Genomic DNA, 23,707 nt, shown 5'->3' on the forward strand with positions numbered 1-23,707 from the left:
GTATCTTGTTCGTGTCGAAATTTATACAGGTGTGGTGTTTGGATGAATCATTACAGGAAGCATTGGGTAGCCATGGTCAGCGGTGTGTTTCTATCCGCTTTGATGCTGCTGGCTTCAATATTGATTCCGGCGCAACGGAGTTTTGCGGAAGAAGGGTTGTCTGAGTATACGCTTGGCTCTGGAGATTATGTGCGTGTTCAAGTGTATGGCGAAAGCGATTTGACGCTGGAGGCGCGGCTCAGTGATGCAGGTACGGTCTCTTATCCCTTTTTGGGCGAGATCAAGGTGCTTGGTTTGACGGTGAGTCGATTGCAGGAGCTGATTGCAAACGGCTTGAGGGACGGGTATTTGGTCGATCCCAAGGTCAGCGTCACCATATTGGAATACAGGAAGTTTTTTATTAACGGCGAAGTAAAGAATCCAGGCGGATTTTCCTATCAGCCTGGATTGAACGTGCGTAAGGCTGCGTCATTGGCTGGCGGTTTCACCAACCGCGCAAACAAGAACAAGATTTTTATCATTACCGAAAACGATCCGAATCAAACCCAGCGTCCTGCGGACCAGAGCACGCGCGTGCATCCAGGGGACATTATTATTGTGGAAGAGAGTTTCTTTTAAATGGATAACTTAAGATCAACGCCGCCGCGACATCTGGCGGACACGCCCGGCGACAAAGAGATCATCGATCTTCGACGTTATTGGAACGCTATTCTTGAATACAAGTGGGGCATCGTGTTTCTGGTCTTGCTGGCGGGCGGCGCCGGCTATGTGGCGCTCAAGTACATCAAGCCGATGTATCAGGCGACCACAACTGTACTGATCGAAAACAACCAGCCTAAAGTTATTAACATTCAGGATGTTTATGGCCTGAACAGCAATAACCAGGAATACCTGCAAACCCAATACGAGATTCTGCGTTCCCGCAGTCTGGCTGAAGAAGTGGTGAAGCGGCTGGAGTTGGTCAATATGCCGGAGTTTGATCCATTCCGCCAAAAGGCTTTCAATTGGAAAGAGTGGGTGCCGCTGGAGCAGATTGAGTCCGTGTGGCCATTTGAGCCGGATACGCTCGACTTCCTGCGCATTAATAAGAAGCCCCTGTCTGAAAAGGCCAAGTTTGAAGCCGTTGTCGGCATATTTATGTCGCGGTTAACGATTGATCCTGTGCGCAACACGCAGTTGGTTAAAGTTCGTTTTGACGCCAGAGATCCCAAACTGGCGGCGTTGATCTCCAATGCTACGGCGACACAATTCATTGAAAGTCATCTGGCGGCGAAAATGGCGCTGACGGAGAAGGCGACCATGTGGCTGGGCGAGAGCCTGGAAGGGTTGCGTGAGAAGCTGCGTGAATCGGAGAAGCGTCTGCAGGAGTTCCGTGAGGCGGAAAAACTGGTGGACGTAAGAGGGGTTAAAACCCTGAACGCGGAAGAGCTGTCCAAACTGACCGAACGTAATGTTGAGGCGCGTCGGGTGCGTATGGAAGCCGCCAACGTGTATCAACAGATGACTATTTTTGGTGAAACGCCGCCCCCTGAATATCTGTTGGAGTTGCCGGCGATTCTGGAGAACCCGTTGGTGCGCTCCCTGAAGGAAAGGCAGGACGATGCGCAGCGTAAAGTAGATGAGCTGAGTAAGCGTTACGGCGAGAAGCACCCGAAAATGATCTCCGCGATGGCGGAGCTGAAGTCTGTTAAATCAGAGCTGGAAACCCAGTTGCAGCGCGCTGCGCGGGGCATCGAGTCCGCCTATAAGATTTCTGTGGAAAACGAGCGCTCTATCGCCAGACAGCTTGATCAGGCCAAGAACAGTTTGCAGGGTGTAAACCGGAAGGAGTTCCAGCTGCGTGAACTGGAAAGAGAGGTGGAGACCAACCGCAAGCTGTACGACCTGTTCATGTCGCGTGCTAAAGAAACTCACGAAGCGACGGGCCTGCAGGCGGCGCATGCGCGCATCATCGATTCGGCCATTCCGCCTGGCTCACCCTACAAGCCTAACAAGAAAATGATCTTCCTGATGTTGGTCATGGCCGGCTTTGGCTTGGGTGTTGTGCGCGCTTTTATTCGTGACGCTCTGGATAACACTATTCGCAGCACCGCTGATATCGAGGAAAAATTCCGTTTGCCGGTATTGGGGCTGTTGCCATTGGTGAAAAGTAAGAAGTCGAAAGCGGCGTTTGAGGGCTTCCTGTCCTCAATGCATAGTCACTTCGCGGAATCCATTCGCAGCTTGCGCACGAGTTTGATTCTGTCCCGTGTAGATCAGCCGTATAAGGTGATTCTGGTGACGTCTACGGTTCCAGGAGAGGGTAAAACCACCGTGGCGTTGAATCTGGCGGAAGCCCTCGGGCAGACTGAAAAAGTGCTGTTGATAGACGGCGATATGCGCCGCTCTATGCTGGCCAAGTCGATTGGTTTGTCGCCAGATACCCCTGGGTTGTCGGACTTGGTGGCAGGCACAGCAGAAGTGGAGCAATGTTTACATCGTCTCAACGGCACCAAGGCAAGTGTATTGACTGCGGGAACGCAGCCCACTAATCCGTTGGAGATGATTTCCAGCAACCGTTTCCACCTGGTCTTGGCTGTTCTCAAGAAGCGTTACGATCGCATTATCATCGATTCTGGGCCCACTCAGGCGGTGAGCGACTCGTTGGTATTGTCTTCTTACTCCGACGCGGTGGTTTATATCATCAGGTCTGAAGATACGCCGGCGCCGCTCATTCAAAAAGGTATCAAGCGTCTGCGTGAAGTTAACGCCAACCTTGTCGGCGCGGTATTGAATCAGATTGATGTAGCGAAGCGTAAGAATCAGCATGAGTACATTCATTATTCTTCCTACAACACCTATCCGCTTAAGGAAACGAGCGTGACGGCGGCGAAAACCAAACGTCGGGTTGAACCAACCGGAGTGTAGTTGCCCCAGTAATCTGAATCACGAAGCCCGCTTTTATGCGGGCTTTTTTGTGCGTGAGATATAAGTCTGCTTCTGCTTCTGCTTCTGCTTCTGCTTCCGCGCTGCGCTTTGCTTTCTATCTATCCGTGTCTATGTATGGGTTGGGTTTCGGGGAGCTTGGATTTTCGTCGCTCCCTCTTCATTTGTCCTTTCTGATATATCTCATATAGAGGAAGGCGCTAATATTAACATGGCAATGATATTGGCATGTTAATCACCAGGCGCATGGACGCGCCTGCGCGGCGACAAGCCGCGGGAGACAGGGCCTGACCTGTGCAGGCCCTGTCGTTGCAGACAAATAGAAGGAAGCTATTTGTCTGCCGGATTAATAGTATTGTTTGCCTCATGCTCGTCGGTGGGGCCTGAAAACTGGTGTTATAAACCCTGCTTGCGCCTTGTCGTTGTCATTTTATTTGCGCAGCAACAGGTGGGGGTGGAGAAGGTGGGGGCAGAAATAAGAGAGGCGTTGTTTGACGACTGGTTGGCTTGAACGGAGATGTTGAGATATGTCGGGGCTGACGTGGTGATTGGGGGGCGTGAGCTTAAGCTGGTGGATAATGTCTGTCTATCCGGCCCATCATTAGGCCTGCCGTGTGGCGTTATGAATCTGTGCTTATTTGTTGAAATTACAAAGCTTTTGCAGAAATGGAAATGGCGCGGAGGCAGGGGAGAGGGCGGCCTTTCCCGGGTTGGTGGGAAAGGCCTGAATCCGGAGTGTTCTTAGTAAGCTTTTTTGCCCACAAAACCTTTAAAGACGGTCATGAATATAATCTTGAAATCCATACCCAGGGACCAATGGCGAATGTACTCCAGGTCATACCAAATGCGGCCGGACATGTCTTTCATTTCTGCTGTTTCGCCGCGGAAGCCGTTGACCTGGGCCAGACCGGTAATACCGGGTTTGACCTTGTGGCGCAGCATATAGCCTTTAATGTGTTGGCGATAATATTCATTGTGCGCAACGGCATGAGGACGAGGGCCGACAATAGACATGCTGCCGCCAAGAACATTGAAAAACTGCGGTAATTCGTCCAGAGAAGTGCGACGTAAGAAACCGCCAATTTTGGTCAATCTGGAGTCATTCTTGGTGGCCTGTTGAATATTGTCGCCGTCCTGACAGACTGTCATTGAGCGGAATTTCCAAACCTTGATCGGGCCGCCGCCAATACCGTAACGAGTTTGCTTGAATAGCACAGGGCCCGGCGAAGTCAGCTTCACCGCCGCAGCGATAATCAGCATCGGAATGGCTGTCACCAATATAAAGAACAGACCCAGAGCGATGTCGGTCATACGCTTGGCGAAGCCGTGATCCACCAGCGGAGAATCGTAAACGCTGATAGCGGGAATGCCGCGTATGGTGGTCAGTCGCGAATACAGCAGGTTAAAACTGAAGAAATCAGGAATGACGTAAGCGGTAACGGTGGTGTCTGCGAGCCGGTCCATCATGTCTTTGATTCGACGCTCCGCGCACATGGGCAGAGTGATGTAAATGGTGTCCACCTTGCCGCTGTGGACATCCTCATAGAGCTTATCGAAGCCGCCGCACAGGGCTTTTTCTTCAATGGTGACCCGGCGGGTCAAATCCGTCATATCTATGCGGTCATCGTAAAAGCCGGCGATTTTATAACCAAGCCATGGCATGTTGCTCAAAGAGTCATAAAGTCTGACGCCCAGGGTTGTGGCCCCGACGATGCCTACCCGTTTGGAGCTGACGTTGCGTCTGCGGATGCTGAACAACGCTACGCGCCGCAGCAAGTGCAGACTCACCAGGCCAGTCGGCACCGCGATCGCCCAATACGCCAGCGCTTCCAAATTAATATTCGGCAGCAGGCCCAAGATGGCGAAAGGCGAGATCAGCACCAATGCGAACATCCAGGATCTGACGACATACCATGCAAGTTTGCCGGTGGTCAGGCCGCGCATAAGATAATAAATCTGGCTAATTTCAGCACAAAAGCCGAACGTAATAACGAACATGATGCTCAGCCAGGAATAAGATTCATTCCAGGCCACGTCAAAAAGCGCTAACGTTCCCAGCAAGCAAAAATGGATAGCTATGCTATCTATTGCGCGAAATAGAGCGAGAATTTTTGAATATTGCGGCCGAATAAGTGGCGACATGCCAGAGCTTAGCTCCGGTTCAGTCTTCGAACCGCTAAATTGAAAGATTCCCATGATCAGTAACTCCTCCTGGACGCCGGCGAAACAGGATTCCGGCCTGCTAGACTCTCTTTATAAAGGCATTTTTTGGGCCACAACATAAACTGTACTTACTTATATATATGCGTACATTCCGCAGTGCTATAAATGCACTAATTTGGTGACTGCTTATTACGTTGTGACCCAACTCCGTACATGTTCGGCTAACTATACAGTGATCAGATTACATATTTTTTATTAAATAAAGCTAAGAACGAGGATCGGCGACTAAACTAACGATTATTTTGTATTCCGTAAATCGGACATTTAGCCATATTTTCAATTAGATTGTTTATTTGCGACGGCAATACCAATCTCCGCCAAACTCTAAAATCCCCTGCGGCAAATGTGTTTGCTCCACCAGTTTATTAAAACGGTATAAGTCGACCGTTAATTTTGCATTCATCGTTTTCATGACAGGTCTATCCGCCTTAAAAACGATGACTGACGGCATTTCTGAGTCGTAAAAGTCTTGTTGGTCGGCCTTGGCGTGGAGCACAAGTTTATGCGTAAGTTTACTAAATTCAACTGTTATTTCACCTGAGCAGGCATCCAGAGTCTTATGTACGCTCAAACCTTCTATTGATGGATAAAATGTCACGTTTTCTGTCGGTGACTTATACTTGCCCGCCCAGAGTTCTATGGGGACTCCGCCGTCCTCTCCCCCTGAAAACATCAGTCTGACGTTATCTGAAGTCGCCATGATATAAGCGAAGCTTTTTCCTTGATTCCGGGTCCATAACTTATCGATGTAAGCGATAGCCTGGCCTTCATGAGAAACGTACTGATCGCTATATGAATAACGGGTCAGGGTGCCGAGGCTAAATACGAACCAGCGATTTTCTATAAATGGCAGTTCGCCGATCAATCCGAATGGAGTGGCGCCCGGGTTTGGCCAGCCCCAGTAATGATCATGGGCGCCAAGCCTTTCTGACGTGAAGTAGAGATCGGGAAGGGTCAGTTCAATACGATTCTGATTCGCTTCCACCACGCCAGGGATACTATAGCTGAAGGCGTAGGGTTCCTCTGGGTCGCCGTCGGATAGCTGTACATCGTCAAAAAAATAGTCATAGACTCTGGTCGCGCCCACCTGAGGCGTATATACCACGTGAATATAGCCTTTTTCCTGCAGGCTGGGTGCGTCGCCCATGATGTAAGTCTGCAGGCTCACCTTTATATAGCCCACGGCTGGATCGTTTATGTAATAAAACCACTGCTCATTCCAAGGGCTTTGTGTTGGCGAATGTGGCTTAATATCGTCCAAAGTGGTGGCGGCAGCATAATTAATGAACAAAGTCATTAATACGGTTAAGGCGCGTAATATCATTTTCAATCTCCGGATAAATTGCTATCCATAAAAAGATTTATATCTTTTGGTCTAGTTCTGGGTGGGTTGAAAAACCGCCGGCGTACATATATTGATCTGACGTAACCGGCGGTCTTTTTGCCTAATTAATACATCGTTATATATGTTTCTTTATCGACATATATTGGCGTCGCCGTAATAGGCTCCGGAGGTGCAGGAGGTTCCCGCTGCGCAATGTTCATCGGATTGACAATAACATTCGCCTCTTGCATTGCAGCCTGGAGTTAAATAATTGTCGAGGGGATCCTCACCGCTGATTCTGCGCCAGAATGGATTTGTGAAAATATTGTAAGGATCTACTTCCGCTTTAAACGCGACGAAGTCATTCCATTTTGGGTAGCGAGTCGGCATATCTTCAAATATCGCCACGGAGTTTTTCCCCCAATGCGGTCGCGCGTGATACTTACGTAAGGACATTTGTTCTATTTCAAGGTTAACGAAATAGTTTTTGGGGACCGCCGCGCCTTCCTGTCTCAGCGTGTATTCGATGCCGAGATAAGCGGAGTCGCGTCCGGCATTCATGCCGAGATAACTTGGAGAGGCTTTGCCGAAACGAAAGTAAATGCCGTTTAGAGGAAAGCAGGTGCGCGGATGTGCGGCGAGTATTTTTCTAACGTCAGCGATCCAGGAAGGTAAGTCGTCAATAGGAATAGCGACTTCCTGCAGGGCGATTGGCAAGCGATCCCAGATGCATTTGTTGGGGTCTCTGCATTTGAAATACTGCATGCGATCAGAGTAGCCAATGGGAGACTCCAGCACTTTTCCAGTGTCTACATCGTGATAATAAGAGGTGGAGCGACTGCTGAATCTCACCGCCGCCGCAAGGCATTGCAAGCCGGACCCTGGCACTTCGTGCAGTGCGTCAAATAGCAATCCGAAGAAAAATTCCTGCGCATCGGAGACGTCGGCCTGTGCGTTATAGGCGTTTCCTGGAGTATCCAGCGGCACGGGGTTGTAGGTGGTCACAGTGTATCTGCCGAGGCCGGGGAACCAGGCGATATTGGCGGAATAGTTGCTGCGGGCGATATTGAGAATAACGTCTTCCAGCTTGTCGTCGAAGCGAAAGCCTTGCACGCTGGCGGCGACTTTAAAGGCGTCTTCCAGTTGGATGGTCACTTCCACCACCACTCCAAGGACGCCAAGATTCACACGGGCGGCGTTAAGTTGTTCGCCTGTGAGCGTGCGCACGTCGCCAAGCCCGTCGACGATTTTCAGCTCCGTGACATAATCGGCGATCATATTGCTGGGTTTCGCCAGCGTTGAGCCATGGGTGCCGCTGCCGAGCATGCCGCCGATGGTGAACGTGCCGAGTTCCGTCACCATGTTCACCGCCAACTCCTGGCTGCGCAGGAATTCGTTCAAGTCATTGAAGCGCATGCCTGCCTGGACGGTGACGGTTTTGGAGCTGGCGTCGAAGGAGACGACCTTGTCCATATTTTTCAAGGTGATCTGAACTTCACCGTCCTGGGTGCAGGCGGCGTCAATTTGACTGGCGAACTTGCGGTTGCCGGTCATGACAGTGTGGCCTTCGGCCAGCGCGTTACGGACGATGTCCTGCACTTCTTCTATCGATGCGGGATCATAAATGGCCCCTGGCGAGCACTCATAAGTGCCTTGGTAGTTCTGAAGTTTTTCGGACTCCTGATTGCGGGAGTACAAGGATACGGAAAAGCCGGAAACAAGAATTAGGATCAGCAATAAAAGACTGGTTTTTATACGCGTCATGTTCGTTCTCCAAAAACTTATGCTTATTTTTTGTGGGCCGAACCAGCGCATTCATGAACTGCCTGATATGCGTCTAGCTGAATCTCGGAAGAATGTAGGTTTCAAGGACCTCCCTGACTTGTTGTGAGTGACATGGCATTTTTTCGCGGAAAAAGTCGGCGTAATCGGCTTTGTAGGCGTCAGCCGGGCGCGGTCCGATTTCCGGTCGCCATAAGGCGTGGTTGGTGGTGGCGAAGTTCAGATCCTGATGTCCGAGTATGCATACCGGGCCCTGAGCCAAGTTGCGCGCGTCGAACAGCCAGAATTCTTTGCCGTTGGACTGTGGACCGCTGGGGTGTTTGCGAACGACTGCGGTGAAGATATAGCCGTCGTCCTGAGCCAGAGAGCCTGGTCGCGACATAAACTGCGGCGTGCGCATAACGCAGTCTTCGGGGAACTGATAAGCGTCCGCAATGAGCATGTTGCGGCAATCCATATGCACCAGCGCCGAGGGAATGGCGGTTTGCGGCAGGCTGTCGTTATTGAAGAGACGGTTGGGATACTTGCGATAGGCATCCGCCACCCGCTTGACCAGATGTTCGGGGCGGTAGCCGATGGCGGCCCAGTAGATGTGGTCGAAAGTTTCTGGGAACTGGAAATGTCCGCGATAGGCGGGATCGTTCATGTCCCATAACAGATATTCGTCGCGGATAAGGCGGAAGTCTTCTTTGATCTCCCAGGCGGAGTCGGTGCTGACTTTAATGCGCGCCTGCACCAGTCCGCCGACATCCACCGGCGCTGTGGGATATCCGGCTACGTCGGAAGGGACCCAGCCGCCGAAGTGCAGCAACTCAAGGTAAAACTGCTGTTCGGACTTATCCATCGCTCCCAGATACTGTCCGTATAGTGTGACTTCACCGTCGTAGTCGTCGTAGTTGCACATGATGTCGGAGGTATCGAAGTCCAGCTCGATATAGTCCGCCACGACCTGTTCCGCACCGCTGGCCAGGTCCGCCTTGCGGATGATCCACACGGGAGTGCGGTGCTTCTGCGGAATGACGATGCGGGTTCCCATGATGCGGGTGGCCTCCACTCTGGCCGCGGTTTCGAAGATGAGAATATGGTTGCGAGTGACGCCAAGGGAGTGGGCGGTGGCGGTAAGATAAGCGTTGGCGCCCTGGCGACTGACTACGTTCCAGGCTTCCAGCGCCCCTTGCATATTCCACCTGATCAGGCGTAGATAACCGTCGGAAGTTCCAAGCTCGCCGATGACGCCGCCGTAATTGATGGTGAAGCATTCGCCGCGCTCCAGATCAAAGAACGGATGCCCGGTGGTGCGCACTTGAGGGAACAGCCACTTGTCTGGTGTCAGAGCGTCAGCGATGGGTGGAAGGCTGGTGCGCCACTCGCCGGGATTACCGACAGGCGTAATCAAGTCCAGACTCATGGCGTCGAACTCATAGGGAGTGCCGCCTTCGTAACTCAGTGCGAAGCGGTTATCTCCCATATAATTCGGCGCGGTGTTGCAATAGTTCATGAAGCCCAGGTTGGGGCTGTAGTAGACCGTACCTCCCAGTAAATAAAATTTGTCGAATAACCCGCTGACATGCTCCTGCATGATGGACGAATGGGTCTCGATCATTTTGCGTTTGAAAGCGGTCTCATTGGGGCCGAAGTCGAGGCGGGTAAGCGCGCCTTTGCCCGTGGGCGTCAGTTGATTACGCTCCAGCGGAATTCCTTCCGCCATAAACACATGGCCATGTATGTCGCCAGGCAGGGCGCCGGCGATGATGTCCAATACCCCCTCGGATGGGGTCAGGTCTCCTTGCATAATTGAAGTCGGAAATGAAGACTCCGGCAAAGAAGGGTAGTACGCCAGCGCCGCATTAGGCATTAGCGAAACGGCTCCGGCGGTCTTGATGAAATCTCTTCGATTCATGCTCTTTCCCTGTGCGTTATGAATAGAAACGTTAAATATGAACGGCGTTAAATAAAAAAGGCTGGGCGTCCTATGAACAAGGCATAGTGTTCTCCGTTGTCAGTAGGCGGCGTAGTTATTCAATCCGGGCGAGGCGACGCGAAGTGGGTATTGCGATGGGGCCATCCAACTTATCCATATGCATATCCTTGGGCGGGGCAGGGCGCTGGTCCCTGTCCGGCCGGTCGTTCGATCCGGTCGTTTGGGATTACATCTGACTCACGCTTCTTCGGATGAAGAAAACATGACTGATAGTCGCATCACAGTTATAAGGGATAGCAGATGGCCATTAAATGTCCAATTAACGAAAGCAATAAGTTCGTTTTTGTTGGATATGACGACGGAATTAACGATTGTCCACAGTCCCTAGGGTAAACGGCCAATCGAGCTCAGCGCCGAAACTGATTAAGGTGTCGGCCTTGTAATAGCGTGCGGAGGAACGTCCCGCGACGCGTTGTCCAAGTTGTTGAAAGTAATAGTGATATATTGTCGCTTATGGATGCGGGTCCTAACTGCCCAGTCAATTTCCGTCGCCATAATTATCACTGCATTAATTATGGGAGGGCTTTCAGGCGCAATGCTTCACGTTCTAAATTCTGTTTGTCATAATGCGGACATGCCGCCCTTAATAAGGGCGCGGATCATCAGCGGCGCGCTTCGCGCCCGACATGCCCTGAAAATGCGTGCACACGCGCTTTCTGAAGGAAAGGACTCAAGCTCCGTATACGACGGTATGCTTGAACATCGAATGACCGATATGTGACTAATGGACTGGAGCTGCAGCGTGATCACCGTATCTCCTCAAATTCCCAATTATGAAATGCTTGATGAAGTTGCTGAAGGTGGAATGGCCAAAGTGTTTAAGGCCAGGCAGCTTCTCGCGGACCGCATCGTCGCCATCAAGATTATTTCTCCGGCTATCTGTCTCAACAAAGAGTTTCGTCAACGGTTTATTCAGGAAGCGCAAATCACCGCCAAGCTGAATCACCCGAATATCATTCAGATATACGACATCGCGCCTTTTGAGGACACCTTCTTTATTTCCATGGAGTTCATGGAAGGCGGTTCACTGACGGAGCGCATCCGTTCCGGCCGCCTGACCAGAGACGAGTCGACGCGCATTATTCTGCAGTTGGCGGAGGCCATGAATTACGCCCACAAGCTGGGCTATATCCATCGCGACATCAAGCCGGGCAATATTCTGTTTCGCGCGGATGATACCCCAGTGCTGTCGGACTACGGCATCGCCAAGTCCCTGTATCATCGTGGCGACCTCACCACGACCGGATCGATATTGGGCTCGCCTCCTTATATGAGCCCTGAGCAGGCCATGGGACGACAGCTTGATCATCGCGCCGATTGGTACAGTCTGGGCATCGTGTTCTATCAGATGCTGACGGGGGCCGTGCCGTTCGAGGCCACCGACCCGATCAGTCTGGGCATCAAGCATAAACAGGAACCGCCTCCGCCCTTGCCGGCGCACCTGCGGATGTATCAGCAGTTGATGGACTTGTTGCTGGCGAAGGAGCCGGAGCGTCGATTGTCGTCGTTGGACGAGTTTCGCGCGCACCTGGAAGCGATTAAGAATGTCCCGGTGGATACGGAAGCAACCTGTCTGTTTACCGTCGAGTCGTTAAAAACGGCTCATGGTGAAACGGCGGCGCAGGAGAGTCCTACCTCCACTCGCAGAACGGAACGGGGCGGCTCTGTGTCTTCCGGCGTCTGGCGCGCGTTAGGCGTCGCCTTGATGATTGCTGCGGTAGTGGGATATGGGGCCTATAAAAATATGACCCGACCCGCGCCGACCTTTCCCTTTGTCGTGGTGACGGAGCCGGTAGGGGCGACAGTGACATTCGCCGGCGAGGAGAGCGCCTATACGCCGGGCGCGCCGCTCCCTGAGGGTGACTATGAGGTTGAAGTGACCGCCAAAGGGTTCTGGCCGAAAACCTTTACGTTGAATCACAGCGCCGACCACCGTTCGCATTATGTTTCGCTGAAGCCGGCTAAAACCGCCTTTACGGTGGATGTGACGCCTGTGGATGCGAAAATTCGTATTCTCAATATTCAGCCCAAGTACGAAGAGGGTATTCCGCTGGACCCAGGTCGTTATTTATTGGAAGTCAGCGCGCCGGGGTATGAGAAGCTGACCCGGTGGACGGAAATCAGCGGAGAGCAGTTTACCGAACAGGTGTTTTTGGTTGAAAAGGATGCGCTGGAATCTCTGAATATCGCCTTTGTCGATATTCCCGGCGGCAAATATCGCATGGGCTTTGATGACGGCGGCGTATTATGGGGCGGCGATCAGGGGCAGGAAGTGACGCTGACGCCGTTCAAGATTATGGCCTATGAAGTGACCTTCGAGCAGTGGGACGCCTGCGTCGCCGATGGCGGTTGTACGAACAAAGCCGATGATCGCGGATGGGGCCGGGGGCGTAATCCGGTGATCAGCGTGAGCTGGAATGACGCGGAAGAATTCGCCGCCTGGCTCTCCGCCAAAACCGGCAGAAGCTTTCAATTACCCACGGAAGCGCAGTGGGAATACGCCGCGCGGGCAGGCAGCCGCAAGCGTTTCTCCTGGGGAGATCAGGTCGGCCACAAATTCGCCAATTACGGCAAAGACGATTGTTGTGGCGGATTGGTGAGCGGCGCCGATAAATGGCAATTCACTTCGCCAGTTGGCTCATTCCCGGCCAATCAATGGGGCGTGTACGACATGCACGGCAATGTGTGGGAGTGGGTGCAGGATTGCTGGAGTGAGTCCATGAAAGGCGTGCCGGCGGATGGCTCCGCGCGCACGGCGGGAGACTGTCGACGCCGCGTCCTGCGTGGCGGCTCCTGGTATAGTCCGCCCAAGTCGATGCAGTTGGTCAGTCGCGACGCCAATGGCGTTGATGTCCGCTATCAAGTGAACGGGTTCCGACTGGTGGAGACGCCGACCCAAGCTCCCGCCGCAGGGCCCGCCACTCAGTAGAGGAGGCCATTCTCGGGTTGCTTTGGTCAGCCAGGACGGTACTCTAGCCGATCATAAATAAAATTATGATTGGAGTTCGTCGATGCCGCCTGAGATAGCTCTATTACTCGCCGTTCTGCTGTACATGCCTCTACACCTGACCTTGATGGCGGTGTGCGCAAGAGCCTTTGGCGTCAAAGTCAGGGAGATCAGCATCGGTTCCGGGCCTCTCCTGCTGCAGGCAGGCATTGTCAGCATTCGTGCGATTCTTCTCGCGGGCTACGTCAAACTCAAAGACACGCGAGAAGAGCGAGATGAAAAAGGCGAAAGGGATGACGTTAAACCGGCGCCTGACGCTTATGATCGCCAACCGGCATGGATCCGGGCGGTAATCCCGCTTTCTGGATGCTTCTTTGTACTGGCTTTCGCGTTGGGCGTGTACGAGGACGGTTGGCGTGCTTTCTTCGCTGCCTTCGCGCAGATTTTTCTGGGGGCGCTCAGTCCCTTGTCCGTTGCCCAGGAATATTTACGCGAAGGCGCCGCTTTCGCCGCCAGCAATAACTTTATCCTGCTATTCGCTTTGGTGGCGACCAAGCTATCCGCCTGCAATCTATTGCCGCTGCCTCATATGAACGGCGGACAGGCGTTGATGGCGCTGTGCAAGCCTCGTCAAACGGAAACACAACCCAAATGGATGCTCTGGCTGATCCTGCCAGGACTGCTGTTGCCGTTGAGCTGGGTTGGCGCCTACGCCGTCTTTATCTGGCATGCGGTCGCTGGCGGTTGAATTCACACTTCCAGCCTGAATGCTCCTTTAGGCCGCCATCTGGGCGAATGAAAAACATTTCATCGTTAGCTGCGTCGATGCTGCCGGAGGAGATGTCATTCATGGTTCGATAACTGATTCATGCGAATAAACAGAGTTGTAACTCTTTGTGCGAGCCATTGAAGATCATATGGCATGCTTATATACTCGCTTAAGAACTTAGGTTTTGACGTTTTCTGGAGCTGATTTATGCGCATGCCCCGTGAAAGATAAACTGAAGCATCCTGCTTCCGCCAGCCGAGTTATTCTTGTTTTCCCTGATGATCAGGGCCTCTCCTTATTAATTGATACTGCTTTAGCTTGTTAATAAATCTGGCTTTAACTTTCGCGTTTCAGTCCAGAAACAGCGTCCATCTTTTTCTCGCCAGTTTGATCAACGCCTTTAGGTAAACTGCTGTTTCCAGCACTTTGCGGCATTCCATTTCGATAAAACCGACCTGAGCCTTTTCGAATCGGTCATAGTCGCCCGTCTCAATGGATATTTTCATGTAGCGGTCGCTGTAAAGGTCGTTGCAGGACTTAATGCAGTATTTGTCATGGGCGATGAACTGCATGGCCGCCGGCTTCAGGTGTTTGGGCAGACTTTCCAGGTTACAGGAGTCCATGAGGCCTTCTGAGGTGGAAAGATAGTACTGATAGGGCAGTCCTTTGTGCTTTTTGCTGGCGTCGCTTTGGTATTGCGGCAGTTCGTTGCGAAAGGCTTCGAACTGAGAGCGAATGTGGCGCACGTAATTATCGAAAGGGGTTTGCAGATAGCCGTTCATCAGTGCGCGTTTACTGTCGATGTTGAGGTCTTCCGACGGCCGCGTCAGGCCCAGCGGCAGCCAGCGTCGCCAGCGGCTGACCTGTAACTTGCGGGCGATGGCTTTCACCGCCTCGTCGATTTCCTTGCGGGTGGACAACATCAGGCCGAAGTCTTCGAACAGCATTTCCACCAACGCGTCCATTTGCGCCAGCGCCTGTTGCTGCGCATTGATCAAGGTCAGGTAGTAGCGGGCGGCGGGAATCAGAATCTGAATCAGGATCGCCCCGAGCACCACCGCGACGATGCGAGGATCAATCGCGGCGATCCAGCTTTTGCCGGCTTCCGGATGCAGAATATCTTGCAGCGGCGAACTGAAAATGCTGACGATCATAGCGATCAGCACGACGCTTAACGCAATCCAGACGAAAAAAGAAACACGCAGAAATCCCCAAGTCCACGGCATGCGGCCTATCCTTCGATATTGGGCTGATAAAAGGGAAATATTAGAAAATTAAAGCATTTGAAAGTCAAAGAAAGGTCGTTTCAGCAAGAATATTAAGAAACTTTAGCTCTAGGAGGACGCTTGGGCTTCCCACACCGCGCCGTTAGTTAAGGCGTGCAGGCGAAAGTAAAACGTGGCGCCGCAGTTCGGTTCGGAGTGGTAGCCGATCTGACCATGATGGCGCTGAACGATTTCTCTGGAAATGCTCAATCCCAGGCCGGTGCCGCCTTTGAGGCGGGTGTCGGAGCTGTCCGCCTGGGCGAATTTCTGGAAAATCTTGTTGCGGAACTCCGGCGGCACTCCCGGCCCCTGGTCTTGCACGGAGACTTCCCAATAGTGAGCGTGAGCATTTAGCGTCAGCGATACGGTCTTATCGGCGGGAGAGAACTTGATGGCGTTGGAGATCAGGTTATCCAGCACTTGTCGCAAACGATCCCGGTCTGCTTTCACCAGCGCGGGCGATGCCGGCGGCTCAAAGGCGAGGGTGACGGACGCTTTTTCAGCGAGCTGCTGATTGGCGCTTAAGGCCTCCCCGATGAGGTCTCGCAAGTCGAGGCGTTCGAAACTGAATTCCAGGCCGCCGGACTCTATTTTCTGGATATCAAGCAGATCATTGATCAGGCGCAGCAGGCGTTCACAGTTGCTGTAGGCGATATGCAGCATTTGCCTGGCCTGATCAGGCAGCAGGCCGAGGCGGCCGGAATCCAGCAGCGCCAGTGAGCCGTTGATGGCGGTTAATGGCGTGCGCAGTTCATGGGAAACTGTGGATATAAACTCAGTTTTCAGGATATCCAGGCGTTTGCGTTCGCTGATGTCGGCGATGAAGCCGCTATAGCCGTCCAATTTTCCGCTGGCGTCTTTGCTGCGCTGCAGATGGACTTCCACCCAGGGCGCCCGTTCCAGTTGCAGGGCGTTGAGGCGCAGTTCAAGAAACAGGCTGGATTCTTCCAGTCGGGCGATTTTCTGCAGCGCATCCCGCAGCTTGTCGCAGTCATCGGGGTGAAAGTAGTGGAACATCTCACGGCCGACGGCGTCTTCAGGGTTTTCCCCGGTCAGCCCGTTCCAGGCGGGGTTAAGCACTCGCCATTGATAGGATTTATCGGCCTGGAAGATCACCTGTTTTAACCCCGTGAATAATTCCTGATAACGGGTTTCTGCTTTGACCAGCCGTTGCGATTGATCAATGACCGCTTTCTCTATCTTGACGGTATGGGCTGTCTCCAGCAGTAAAACGGCGGTAAGCAGACTGCCGAACAGGACGGCCAGTATCAATGCGATCCAGGGGGTAATGGAGGCGTCCTGTTTGATGAATAAATGCGTCGGCGTTATGGATATTCGCCAGACCCGTCCAGAGATATCCATCTGCATGGTTTGAGTGAACATATCCTGTAAAGGATTGTCCGGTGCGCTTTGGCGGGAAATGAACAGCGCCTCGGGTTGTTCGGGTTCAGTGATATCGAAGATCTCGATATGAAACAGCTCAAGATTGATGTCCTGGGATAGGCGATCAATCAGGTTGCCTATCTGAACCGACCCTACGACGAATCCCATGATTTGGCGCGCCTGATCGGAGTTGGCGCTTTGCGGCGGACTGGAGTAAACCGGCGCAATACAGATGGCGCCTTTGCCGTAGTTTCCGACAAGCGTGATTGGCGCTGTCAGCGTCAGGTCGCCCTTACGCATGGACTCCAGAATAGCGCTACGGCGTATGTCGTTGGAATACAGGTCGAACCCTTGTGCGGCGCGGGTGACGTCAGTATTGGGCGTGACATACAACACAGGGACATAGAAATCGCGCTCCGAAGCGGGAATCTGCAGTTGGCCCAGGGTTTCACGTATTTGATAGTCCTTCTCCAGCAGCAACGACGCCCAATGCTCGAAATTAGAGCGACTGGCTTTATCAACATAGGGCGCCCAACCCAGGCCGCTGATATCGCGATGGAAGTTGCGAAACTGTGAGGCGTAACGCTCGAAGTCCTTTGGCGTGATGACCTTGGAGCCTTCAAACAACAGGGCGAGGGCGCTGACCGCGTTGGTGATCCCCTGTACTTGATTGAAAGTGGACCAGCGCAGTTGCACGCCCTGCTGGCGCACGTCTTCTTTAATCTGCTTCTGGTCCGCCTGCACCAGATAATAATGAGAAATCACGGCGAGAATGAAAGACGCAAGGCCAGGCAATGTCACCAATAATCGCCGCTTCAGTGTGCTGTTTTCCTTTTGCAGCCACAGCAGCAGAATCGGGGCGAAGATCAATACGCCGAAGGTGTCGCCAAACCACCACGCCAGCCAGTGAGCGCCGGCGTCCTGGACGTGTATGACGCCCAGGCTGCTCATTAGGCCAATGCTGAGGGTCGCGCTGATGACGCAGGCCACTGGACCGCCGAGAATGAGTAAGCGCGCTACGTCTTCTTTTTTTTCCAGTGAAGGGCTGAAGTCTGCGTGCATACGAATCAGGGTGGTTCCGATGACCGCTTCCAGCGGCGCGCCGATAGAGATGGCGAGCGCCAGTATGGCCTTGCTGAAGGAATCCGCCTGCTGGGACACCAGCTCCACGGCGAAACTTGCGAGCCAGATAGCGGGCCAGATGCTGCGGCCATAATGGACCATACCCGCCAGTGCGATGCCGGCGGGTATCCATACCGGGCTGGCGTTGCTGCCGGACAGCGACAGTAGCAAGCCGGCGCGGGCGGTGAGGAAATAGGCTATCGCCAGTGCGCACGCCGGAGCCAGAACGCCGAGCTTCGATGGCCACTGATGTTTCGCCATGAGCGCGAGCAACCTCCTGTTGGGCTGAAAAATGATCAGCGCCATTCTGATTATAGACACAAGTTTGCGCCACGGAGACCGGATATAACCCAGGGGTATTTAAGGCTTTGAAATCACTTACAGTTTTTTACATTTGTTTACCCTTGGGAACGGCTTCCTCGTGGGTTTGGCGGGTTGACTCCGGTATGATGCGCATGCCTTCGCAAAGGGTGACAGGTAGTTTCTTTTAGAAGTGTCAAACATTTAGCCGCAGGCGCTTTCCCCTCTTTTTTATATGGATTTCTTTTTGATGTGTCAGGGTGGTCAATGATCTCAGTTAAACAATTTTACGCAATCACGCTTGTCGGTTTCAGTGCGTCTATCTCCGCTAACACTTACGCGACGCAGGTAAATCTTGGCGCGGCGGCGAACTACAACGGCTTCTTCCATGGCGATTTCACGTCTTCCCCAAATGACAGTGAAGGCGCGTTGGCGGTGGGCGGTAACGCCAGCCTTACAGGTTATACGCTCAACGCTTTCCGCGAAAACGATGGACTGGCGATTGTCGTCGGCGGCGATTACAGCCAAGTTGGCGGCGATATCCATGGCGACGCTCTGGTTGGCGGCCAGTTCACCACCGCCAGCGCAGGCATTTTTGGAACCGTGAAAGACCATGCGGTGCTGCCGATTAACTTTGACGCCGAATTCGCCAAGCTGACGCAACTGTCAAAAGAGCTGTCTTTGGCGGATTCCCTTGGCGTCACTGAGCAGTGGGGCGCTTTGACTTTCAATGGCGATGGCTCCGGCGGTCAGCAGATCTTCAATATCAGCGAGAAGGACTTTGAATCAGTCTGGGGCTTCTTCGCCAAAGATATCGGTCAGCACCAGGAGTTGATCATCAACGTGGCGGGCGACGTCATCGATATTGATCCCGCCGACTACAAAATCAAAGCCAGCGACTGGTCCTGGGTGGGTAATGAAACCAGCGTGATCTTCAACTTCTATGAAGCGACGCAGATCAACCTGGCTGCAGGCTTCTATGGAACCATTCTGGCGCCGGGCGCGGATATTTTCGCTAATGGCGGCCATGTGGACGGCCAGGTGATCGCGCACTCCTGGCAAGGCGCCAATCAATTGAACTGGCGTCCTTATGAGCACAACGTGGAGCTGCCTGAGCCGGCGACCTTTGGCCTGATGTTGTCCGCGTTAGCGGTTGTAGGCGCTGGCGCACTGCGTCGCAAACCGCAGGCGTAACCAGTAAAAACAGTCAGTGGCTGTGAATAAAATACGATGAGAGAAGGCCCCGAATTCGGGGCCTTTTTTATGGTAGCAGCTTGCGGATCAGGAAGAGGCGGGCGCTTCCGGCGCCTCAGCGGCGTCGCCTTGCTGTCCCAGGTTGACTTCGCTTTGCTCCGGCTCGGTCACCGGCGCGGCGCTGACGAAGCGGGCGCGCTCCAGATCCAGCAGTGAGTCGACATGACTGGCGTCGATCTTGAACACTTGCGGGCGGTCGGAGCGGGTGAGGATGTAATAGTCGCCTTCCGCCGGTTTGCCGAAATTCAGCTCAAGAGACTGTTCCCCCTGGGCGTTCTTCTCTTTTAACTGCAGGGTAAAGCGTAGCTTGGGCTCGCTCAGGTTATATTCCGGCTTCACTTCCGCCCCCAGCACATCCTCGAAGCGCATATCCGCCAGGGACGCCAGCAGTTTGTGAGCAGCTTCCTCATTGGTGATTTCGCCTTCCTGCAAGCCTTCCAGATCCCATTTATCGCCGTTCTTGTTCAGCACGATATCCTTGATCTTGACTTGATTGATGCTCTCTTCGGGCACGGCGGTCAGCTTGTTGTCCACCCAGTCTTTACCGGCCATGGGAAGCTCATGGGTGGCGTAATTGACCGCGAACACGGCGTCCTGCTCATTCAGGCGCGCGTGCACTTTGCGATATCCCGGGGACGTGCCCAGATAGAGCGTGGCCAGCGTATCGTCGCCCTGGGCCAGTTCCAGTTTGCGTTGGAACTTATCCTCGGCGACCTCAAAGCGCTTGGCGCCGGAAGCGGTGGTGGCCACCGGCCAACTGGCCTTAAGCGCTTTCAGCTTGGCCAGCATGGCGTCCACTTTGTCGTTGGCGACGGGCAGGTTGTAGTAGCTGGCCACCACCCAGCCGTCCTGTTCTTTTTTCAGGTCGACTTTCGCCGTTTCTTCGCCGTAGATATGAATGGCGCCAGGCTGTTTGGACTCCAGGTCAAGCAGCGCCTGATCAGTGTGGGTGTACGCCGGCTGCGAGCCAGGCCAATGCAGGGCGATGATAATCGCCGCCTGCGCCACCAGCGCGATGGATAGTAATTTGGTCCACTTGGCGTTCATCTATCAAGCCCTCCCTAATTCCAGCATGCCGGCGTAATAGCTCTGCCGACGGTTGAACCATAAGCGGAACAATGCGTACAACAACGCCAGTCCAGCGATCGCCAGGCCATAGTTCAGGTATTCCCAGAACTGTTGACGCTCTGCGCTCATGGGGTAGAGCGTATTGGCGAAATGGCTGCGTGAGCGGATTTGCAGCAGACTGCGATCCTCCAGCGACCAATCCACGGCGTTTTGCACCAGTTGTATGGAGTTGAGATAAGGCGCTCGTTCTGTGGAGCTGATCAGGCTGATGGTCTGATCATTCAGGAACTCGTTGGAGGAGAACAGAATGATGCGTGCGGACTCCGGCGATTTATCGATGACGCCGCCGAAATGCGCTTTCTCTTCCTTCTGGCCGGACTTATCTCCGTCAGTGGAGGTCTGATCCGCTTTTTGCGCGTCGTCGGCTTTGCTCAACAAGGGCGACTCCTTGCCTTTGAACGAGGACTCGAAACGCCCTTCCAACGCGACGCCCACCAGATAGGGCTCTGGCTCGCCTTCGCTGGTCCAGGGGCTGACGCTGCCGTCGGATGAAACGCGAGGCGTTACGTCCAACTTGTCGGAGACCCAGGACTGCGGCGAAGAGTGCAGCAATTCCGTGACCTGCAGGGCCTTGGTTTTTTCCTTATCCAGCTCGATGGGAGAAGCCCAGCTCATGGTGACGTTAGGCAGACCGGAAGTGATTGCGGAATCCTGATTCATGCCGGTGTCGCGTATGTCAGCGAAATAAGGGTAATCCAACAGGCGTATTTCCCGGAACGACATGCCGCCCACATTACGTGTGACCGGAATGGGGAAGCTGGCGTTCTGAGGGTCCAGCACCATGGACTGAGCGAGGTTGATCCCGTAATTCTGCAGCCATGTCTCCAGCCCGGAGGTATGTTTGCCCGCCGTGAGAGAGTTGGAGGTCATGCGGGTTTGATAGGGCGAAGTGGACAGCAGGACCGTGCCGCCTTTCATGAGGAACTGGTCAACGGCGAACAGTTGCTTGTCGGACAGGGACTCCGGCGCCGCCAGCATGAGAATGTCGGCGTCTTCAGGAACCAGACCGTCCTTCAGGTCGACAGTTTTAACGGTCATGGTTTCCATTAGCTTGTCGCGCAGCGTTTTAAAGCTGGGCGAGCTTTGCTGGCCGAACTGCTGCATGTAAGGGTTGGCGTCGCTTTCTGGAACCACCAGCGCCAGCGTTTTGGTGAAACCCGCCGAGAAGCGTTTCAGGCCGCTTTCAATATTGCGCTTGAGACCGTCTTTGTCGAGGGAGTCGGGCAGGGCGATCTGCACGTATTGTTTGCTGTCGTTCATCAACAGGTAGAAATAGAAGCGGTCATTGGACAGCAGGCTTGTGGCCATCGGTTGCATGCCGAAATCCTGCTGAATCTTCTGCGCCAGAGAGCCGTCGCCTGCGTTCGGGTCCTGCAGCTCATAGCTGAACTTGCCGTTGGACTCCTGTTTGATTTCCGCCAGCACGTCATTTAAATCCTGCGCTAACGTTTGCAGTTCTTTCGGCAGCTGCTGGGTGGAAGAGACGTAACCGTTCAGTTTTACCGGGGTGTTAATGGTGGCGAACAGGTCGCCCTGGCTCTGGTAGGCGTACAGCACTTTCTTGATGGCTTTGGTGATGTCGTATTCCGGATTGCGCAGGCGCACGTCCAGGTCCGACTCATTGCGATCCTTCACTTCGATGAGATCGCGGAAGCCCAATACTTCGAATTGATCGCCGTAGCTGATCAGTACGTTGAAGTAGGAGTTCACCAACGACGCCTGATACTTGTCCGATACCTGAAAAGGCACCGGGCGGATGCTGTATTTGTTGTTGGCTTCGTCTTCCAGCTCAGGATTGCTTTGTGGATCGACGAACTCCACGCGCACTTTACCGCCGCCGGCCACTTCATATTCCTTGATCAGATCCCGCAGCTGGGGAACCAGCGGGGCCAATAGAGGGTGGGTCTTGGCGGAGAAGTAGCCACGAATCAGCAGGGGCTCCTGCAATTGATTCATATAGTCGCGGGTGGCGTCGTTAATGGAGTACAAATTGCCGTCGGTGAGGTCCGCTCGCAGTGTTTTGACTTCGCTCAGCCACAGATTGGCGGCGAACAGGTTGGCGATCATCAGGCCGGAGACGGCGTACCAGGCGCGATGGTTGGCGCGGGCGCCATGGCTGTTGGACCAGCGTTGTTTTTCCAGCGCCAGTACGTTCAGCGCCAGGAATACGCCGACCAGGCTGAGGTAGTAGTACAGGTCGCGTATGTCGATAATGCCGCGGGTGATGGACTCAAAACGGGAGCCGGTGCCCAGTTGCTTGAGGACTTCGCCCGTTGAGTATCCAAACAGATCCACCAGGGTGTCTGAGCCCAACAGATACAACAGCGAGCAAACCAGCACCGTGACGATCAGACTGACGATTTGCGACTCATTCTTGGCGCTGACATACAGGCCAATGGCGAGGTAGGCGGCGCCGAGACACAGGGTGGCCACATAGGCGCCAATAACCGGACCCCAATCCAAATGCCCAAGATAAGACACGGTGAAGGGAATCGGCAGCGTCAGCGCCAGGGCGATGAGCAACAGAATGAAGCAGGCGATAAATTTGCCCAGCACCAATTGCAATGGCGTCACCGGCAGCGTCATCAAAAACTCAATGGTGCCCATGCGCCTCTCATCGCTCCACATGCGCATCGTCAGCGCCGCCACCAGGAAGATCAGCAGCAGCGGCATCCATTCAAACAGGGGACGCACGTCAGCGATGTTACGGGCGAAGAAGGCTTCCACCCAGAAGAAAATAAACAGGTTAACCGCAAGAAAGGCGGCCAGGAAAACAAACGCCACCGGCGAAGAGAAAAACTGAGAGACTTCCTTACCGGCCATCCGCAATACGCTTTTTTCAGGCAGCATAGGGAACCTCCGCAACTTGATTCACTTCCTTGAACACGGTCTCCAGGTCGCGCACTTCCGGGTGCAGCGCCAGGATGGGCGCATTGGCGTTAATAAGCTTGCGTGCGACGTCGGACACAAAGCTCTCGTCCACCTGCGATAGAGAAGTACTGAGCGCGTAGGTCGTCGTGTCGCCATCGGTGGCGATGGGTTGGATATCCCGCAAGGCGCCCAGATCCGCCAGTGCGCTCTTTATCTGCGTCTGGCCTGAACTGCTGCGCAGCAAGAGACGTTGCGACTTTTGCAGGTCAGCCAGAGAGGAATCCAGCGCCAGTTCGCCGTGACGGATCATCAGCACGCGATCGCACATGGCGCTTACCTCCTGCATGATGTGGGTGGACAGTATCACGGTGGAATGGCTGCGCAATGACGTGATGAGGTCGCGCATGTGCTGTATCTGTGAAGGGTCAAGGCC

At 53.7% G+C, this 23,707-nt stretch carries 14 protein-coding genes; 5 read left to right on the forward strand and 9 right to left on the reverse strand.

The genetic code is table 11. The annotated features are described in order from the left end of the window. The first annotated feature begins 42 nt into the window (after positions 1 to 42). Entirely contained in the window at positions 43 to 618 is a 576-nt protein-coding gene (locus tag EUZ85_RS11970) for a polysaccharide biosynthesis/export family protein (RefSeq protein ID WP_127969517.1), read from the forward strand. Further along, complete coding sequence (locus EUZ85_RS11975) at positions 619 to 2,907, forward strand: polysaccharide biosynthesis tyrosine autokinase (protein ID WP_127969518.1); 2,289 nt, start codon at positions 619 to 621, stop codon at positions 2,905 to 2,907. A gap of 759 nt (positions 2,908 to 3,666) precedes the next feature. Here EUZ85_RS11975 and EUZ85_RS11980 read toward each other — a convergent pair. The 4 genes from EUZ85_RS11980 to EUZ85_RS11995 all read right to left on the reverse strand — a co-directional run bounded on the left by EUZ85_RS11980 (position 3,667) and on the right by EUZ85_RS11995 (position 10,154). Further along, positions 3,667 to 5,121, reverse strand: a complete 1,455-nt coding sequence (locus EUZ85_RS11980; protein WP_127969519.1) for an undecaprenyl-phosphate glucose phosphotransferase — start codon at positions 5,119 to 5,121, stop codon at positions 3,667 to 3,669. Between the two features lie 316 nt (positions 5,122 to 5,437). Continuing rightward, the gene (locus EUZ85_RS11985; RefSeq protein ID WP_127969520.1) at positions 5,438 to 6,472 is read right to left on the reverse strand and encodes a hypothetical protein; all 1,035 of its coding nucleotides are present in this window, start codon (positions 6,470 to 6,472) and stop codon (positions 5,438 to 5,440) included. A 150-nt stretch (positions 6,473 to 6,622) separates the two neighbouring features. Further along, positions 6,623 to 8,236 (reverse strand): D-arabinono-1,4-lactone oxidase, encoded by a 1,614-nt coding sequence (locus tag EUZ85_RS11990; RefSeq protein ID WP_127969521.1) that lies wholly within the window; start codon positions 8,234 to 8,236, stop codon positions 6,623 to 6,625. A gap of 73 nt (positions 8,237 to 8,309) precedes the next feature. After that, the gene (locus EUZ85_RS11995) at positions 8,310 to 10,154 is read right to left on the reverse strand and encodes a carotenoid oxygenase family protein (RefSeq protein WP_127969522.1); all 1,845 of its coding nucleotides are present in this window, start codon (positions 10,152 to 10,154) and stop codon (positions 8,310 to 8,312) included. A gap of 823 nt (positions 10,155 to 10,977) precedes the next feature. Between EUZ85_RS11995 and EUZ85_RS12000 the strand changes: the two genes are divergently transcribed. Next, positions 10,978 to 13,164 (forward strand): bifunctional serine/threonine-protein kinase/formylglycine-generating enzyme family protein, encoded by a 2,187-nt coding sequence (locus EUZ85_RS12000; RefSeq protein ID WP_164887225.1) that lies wholly within the window; start codon positions 10,978 to 10,980, stop codon positions 13,162 to 13,164. Positions 13,165 to 13,246: 82 nt separating this feature from the next. Next, positions 13,247 to 13,930: a site-2 protease family protein gene (locus tag EUZ85_RS12005; RefSeq protein WP_127969524.1), complete on the forward strand. Its 684-nt coding sequence runs from the start codon at positions 13,247 to 13,249 to the stop codon at positions 13,928 to 13,930. A 371-nt stretch (positions 13,931 to 14,301) separates the two neighbouring features. Here EUZ85_RS12005 and EUZ85_RS12010 read toward each other — a convergent pair whose 3' ends face one another. Next, positions 14,302 to 15,177 (reverse strand): hypothetical protein, encoded by an 876-nt coding sequence (locus EUZ85_RS12010; RefSeq protein ID WP_127969525.1) that lies wholly within the window; start codon positions 15,175 to 15,177, stop codon positions 14,302 to 14,304. Positions 15,178 to 15,285: 108 nt separating this feature from the next. Further along, positions 15,286 to 17,982: a CHASE domain-containing protein gene (locus EUZ85_RS12015; protein ID WP_164887226.1), complete on the reverse strand. Its 2,697-nt coding sequence runs from the start codon at positions 17,980 to 17,982 to the stop codon at positions 15,286 to 15,288. Between the two features lie 306 nt (positions 17,983 to 18,288). Here EUZ85_RS12015 and EUZ85_RS12020 point away from each other — a divergent pair, with 306 nt between their 5' ends. Then, positions 18,289 to 19,215, forward strand: a complete 927-nt coding sequence (locus EUZ85_RS12020; protein ID WP_127969527.1) for a choice-of-anchor A family protein — start codon at positions 18,289 to 18,291, stop codon at positions 19,213 to 19,215. 87 nt (positions 19,216 to 19,302) lie between these two features. Here the strand turns inward: EUZ85_RS12020 and EUZ85_RS12025 are convergent, their stop codons facing one another. From EUZ85_RS12025 to EUZ85_RS31600, 3 genes are read right to left on the reverse strand one after another with little or no spacing between them, the layout of a single operon-like run. Then, positions 19,303 to 20,322, reverse strand: a complete 1,020-nt coding sequence (locus EUZ85_RS12025) for a DUF4340 domain-containing protein (protein ID WP_127969528.1) — start codon at positions 20,320 to 20,322, stop codon at positions 19,303 to 19,305. A gap of 3 nt (positions 20,323 to 20,325) precedes the next feature. Further along, positions 20,326 to 23,253 carry a Gldg family protein gene (locus tag EUZ85_RS12030; protein ID WP_127969529.1) on the reverse strand — a complete coding sequence of 976 codons (2,928 nt, stop codon included), beginning with the start codon at positions 23,251 to 23,253 and terminating at the stop codon, positions 20,326 to 20,328. After that, positions 23,243 to 23,680, reverse strand: coding sequence for a hypothetical protein (locus tag EUZ85_RS31600; RefSeq protein ID WP_371683249.1), 438 nt, complete (start codon positions 23,678 to 23,680; stop codon positions 23,243 to 23,245). Before EUZ85_RS31600 ends, EUZ85_RS12030 begins: the two co-directional genes overlap by 11 nt. Positions 23,681 to 23,707 lie beyond the last annotated feature (27 nt).

It is taken from the genome of Hahella sp. KA22 (genome assembly GCF_004135205.1).
GTDB lineage: Bacteria > Pseudomonadota > Gammaproteobacteria > Pseudomonadales > Oleiphilaceae > Hahella.

Bases quoted from the DNA above. Each gene is read 5' to 3' on its own strand.
- EUZ85_RS11970 (WP_127969517.1), top strand. From the start codon at position 43: ATGAATCATTACAGGAAGCATTGGGTAGCCATGGTCAGCGGTGTGTTT.
- EUZ85_RS11975 (WP_127969518.1), top strand. From the start codon at position 619: ATGGATAACTTAAGATCAACGCCGCCGCGACATCTGGCGGACACGCCC.
- EUZ85_RS11980 (WP_127969519.1), bottom strand. From the start codon at position 5,121: ATGGGAATCTTTCAATTTAGCGGTTCGAAGACTGAACCGGAGCTAAGC.
- EUZ85_RS11985 (WP_127969520.1), bottom strand. From the start codon at position 6,472: ATGATATTACGCGCCTTAACCGTATTAATGACTTTGTTCATTAATTAT.
- EUZ85_RS11990 (WP_127969521.1), bottom strand. From the start codon at position 8,236: ATGACGCGTATAAAAACCAGTCTTTTATTGCTGATCCTAATTCTTGTT.
- EUZ85_RS11995 (WP_127969522.1), bottom strand. From the start codon at position 10,154: ATGAATCGAAGAGATTTCATCAAGACCGCCGGAGCCGTTTCGCTAATG.
- EUZ85_RS12005 (WP_127969524.1), top strand. From the start codon at position 13,247: ATGCCGCCTGAGATAGCTCTATTACTCGCCGTTCTGCTGTACATGCCT.
- EUZ85_RS12010 (WP_127969525.1), bottom strand. From the start codon at position 15,177: ATGCCGTGGACTTGGGGATTTCTGCGTGTTTCTTTTTTCGTCTGGATT.
- EUZ85_RS12015 (WP_164887226.1), bottom strand. From the start codon at position 17,982: ATGGCGAAACATCAGTGGCCATCGAAGCTCGGCGTTCTGGCTCCGGCG.
- EUZ85_RS12020 (WP_127969527.1), top strand. From the start codon at position 18,289: ATGATCTCAGTTAAACAATTTTACGCAATCACGCTTGTCGGTTTCAGT.
- EUZ85_RS12025 (WP_127969528.1), bottom strand. From the start codon at position 20,322: ATGAACGCCAAGTGGACCAAATTACTATCCATCGCGCTGGTGGCGCAG.
- EUZ85_RS12030 (WP_127969529.1), bottom strand. From the start codon at position 23,253: ATGCTGCCTGAAAAAAGCGTATTGCGGATGGCCGGTAAGGAAGTCTCT.
- EUZ85_RS31600 (WP_371683249.1), bottom strand. From the start codon at position 23,680: ATGCGCGACCTCATCACGTCATTGCGCAGCCATTCCACCGTGATACTG.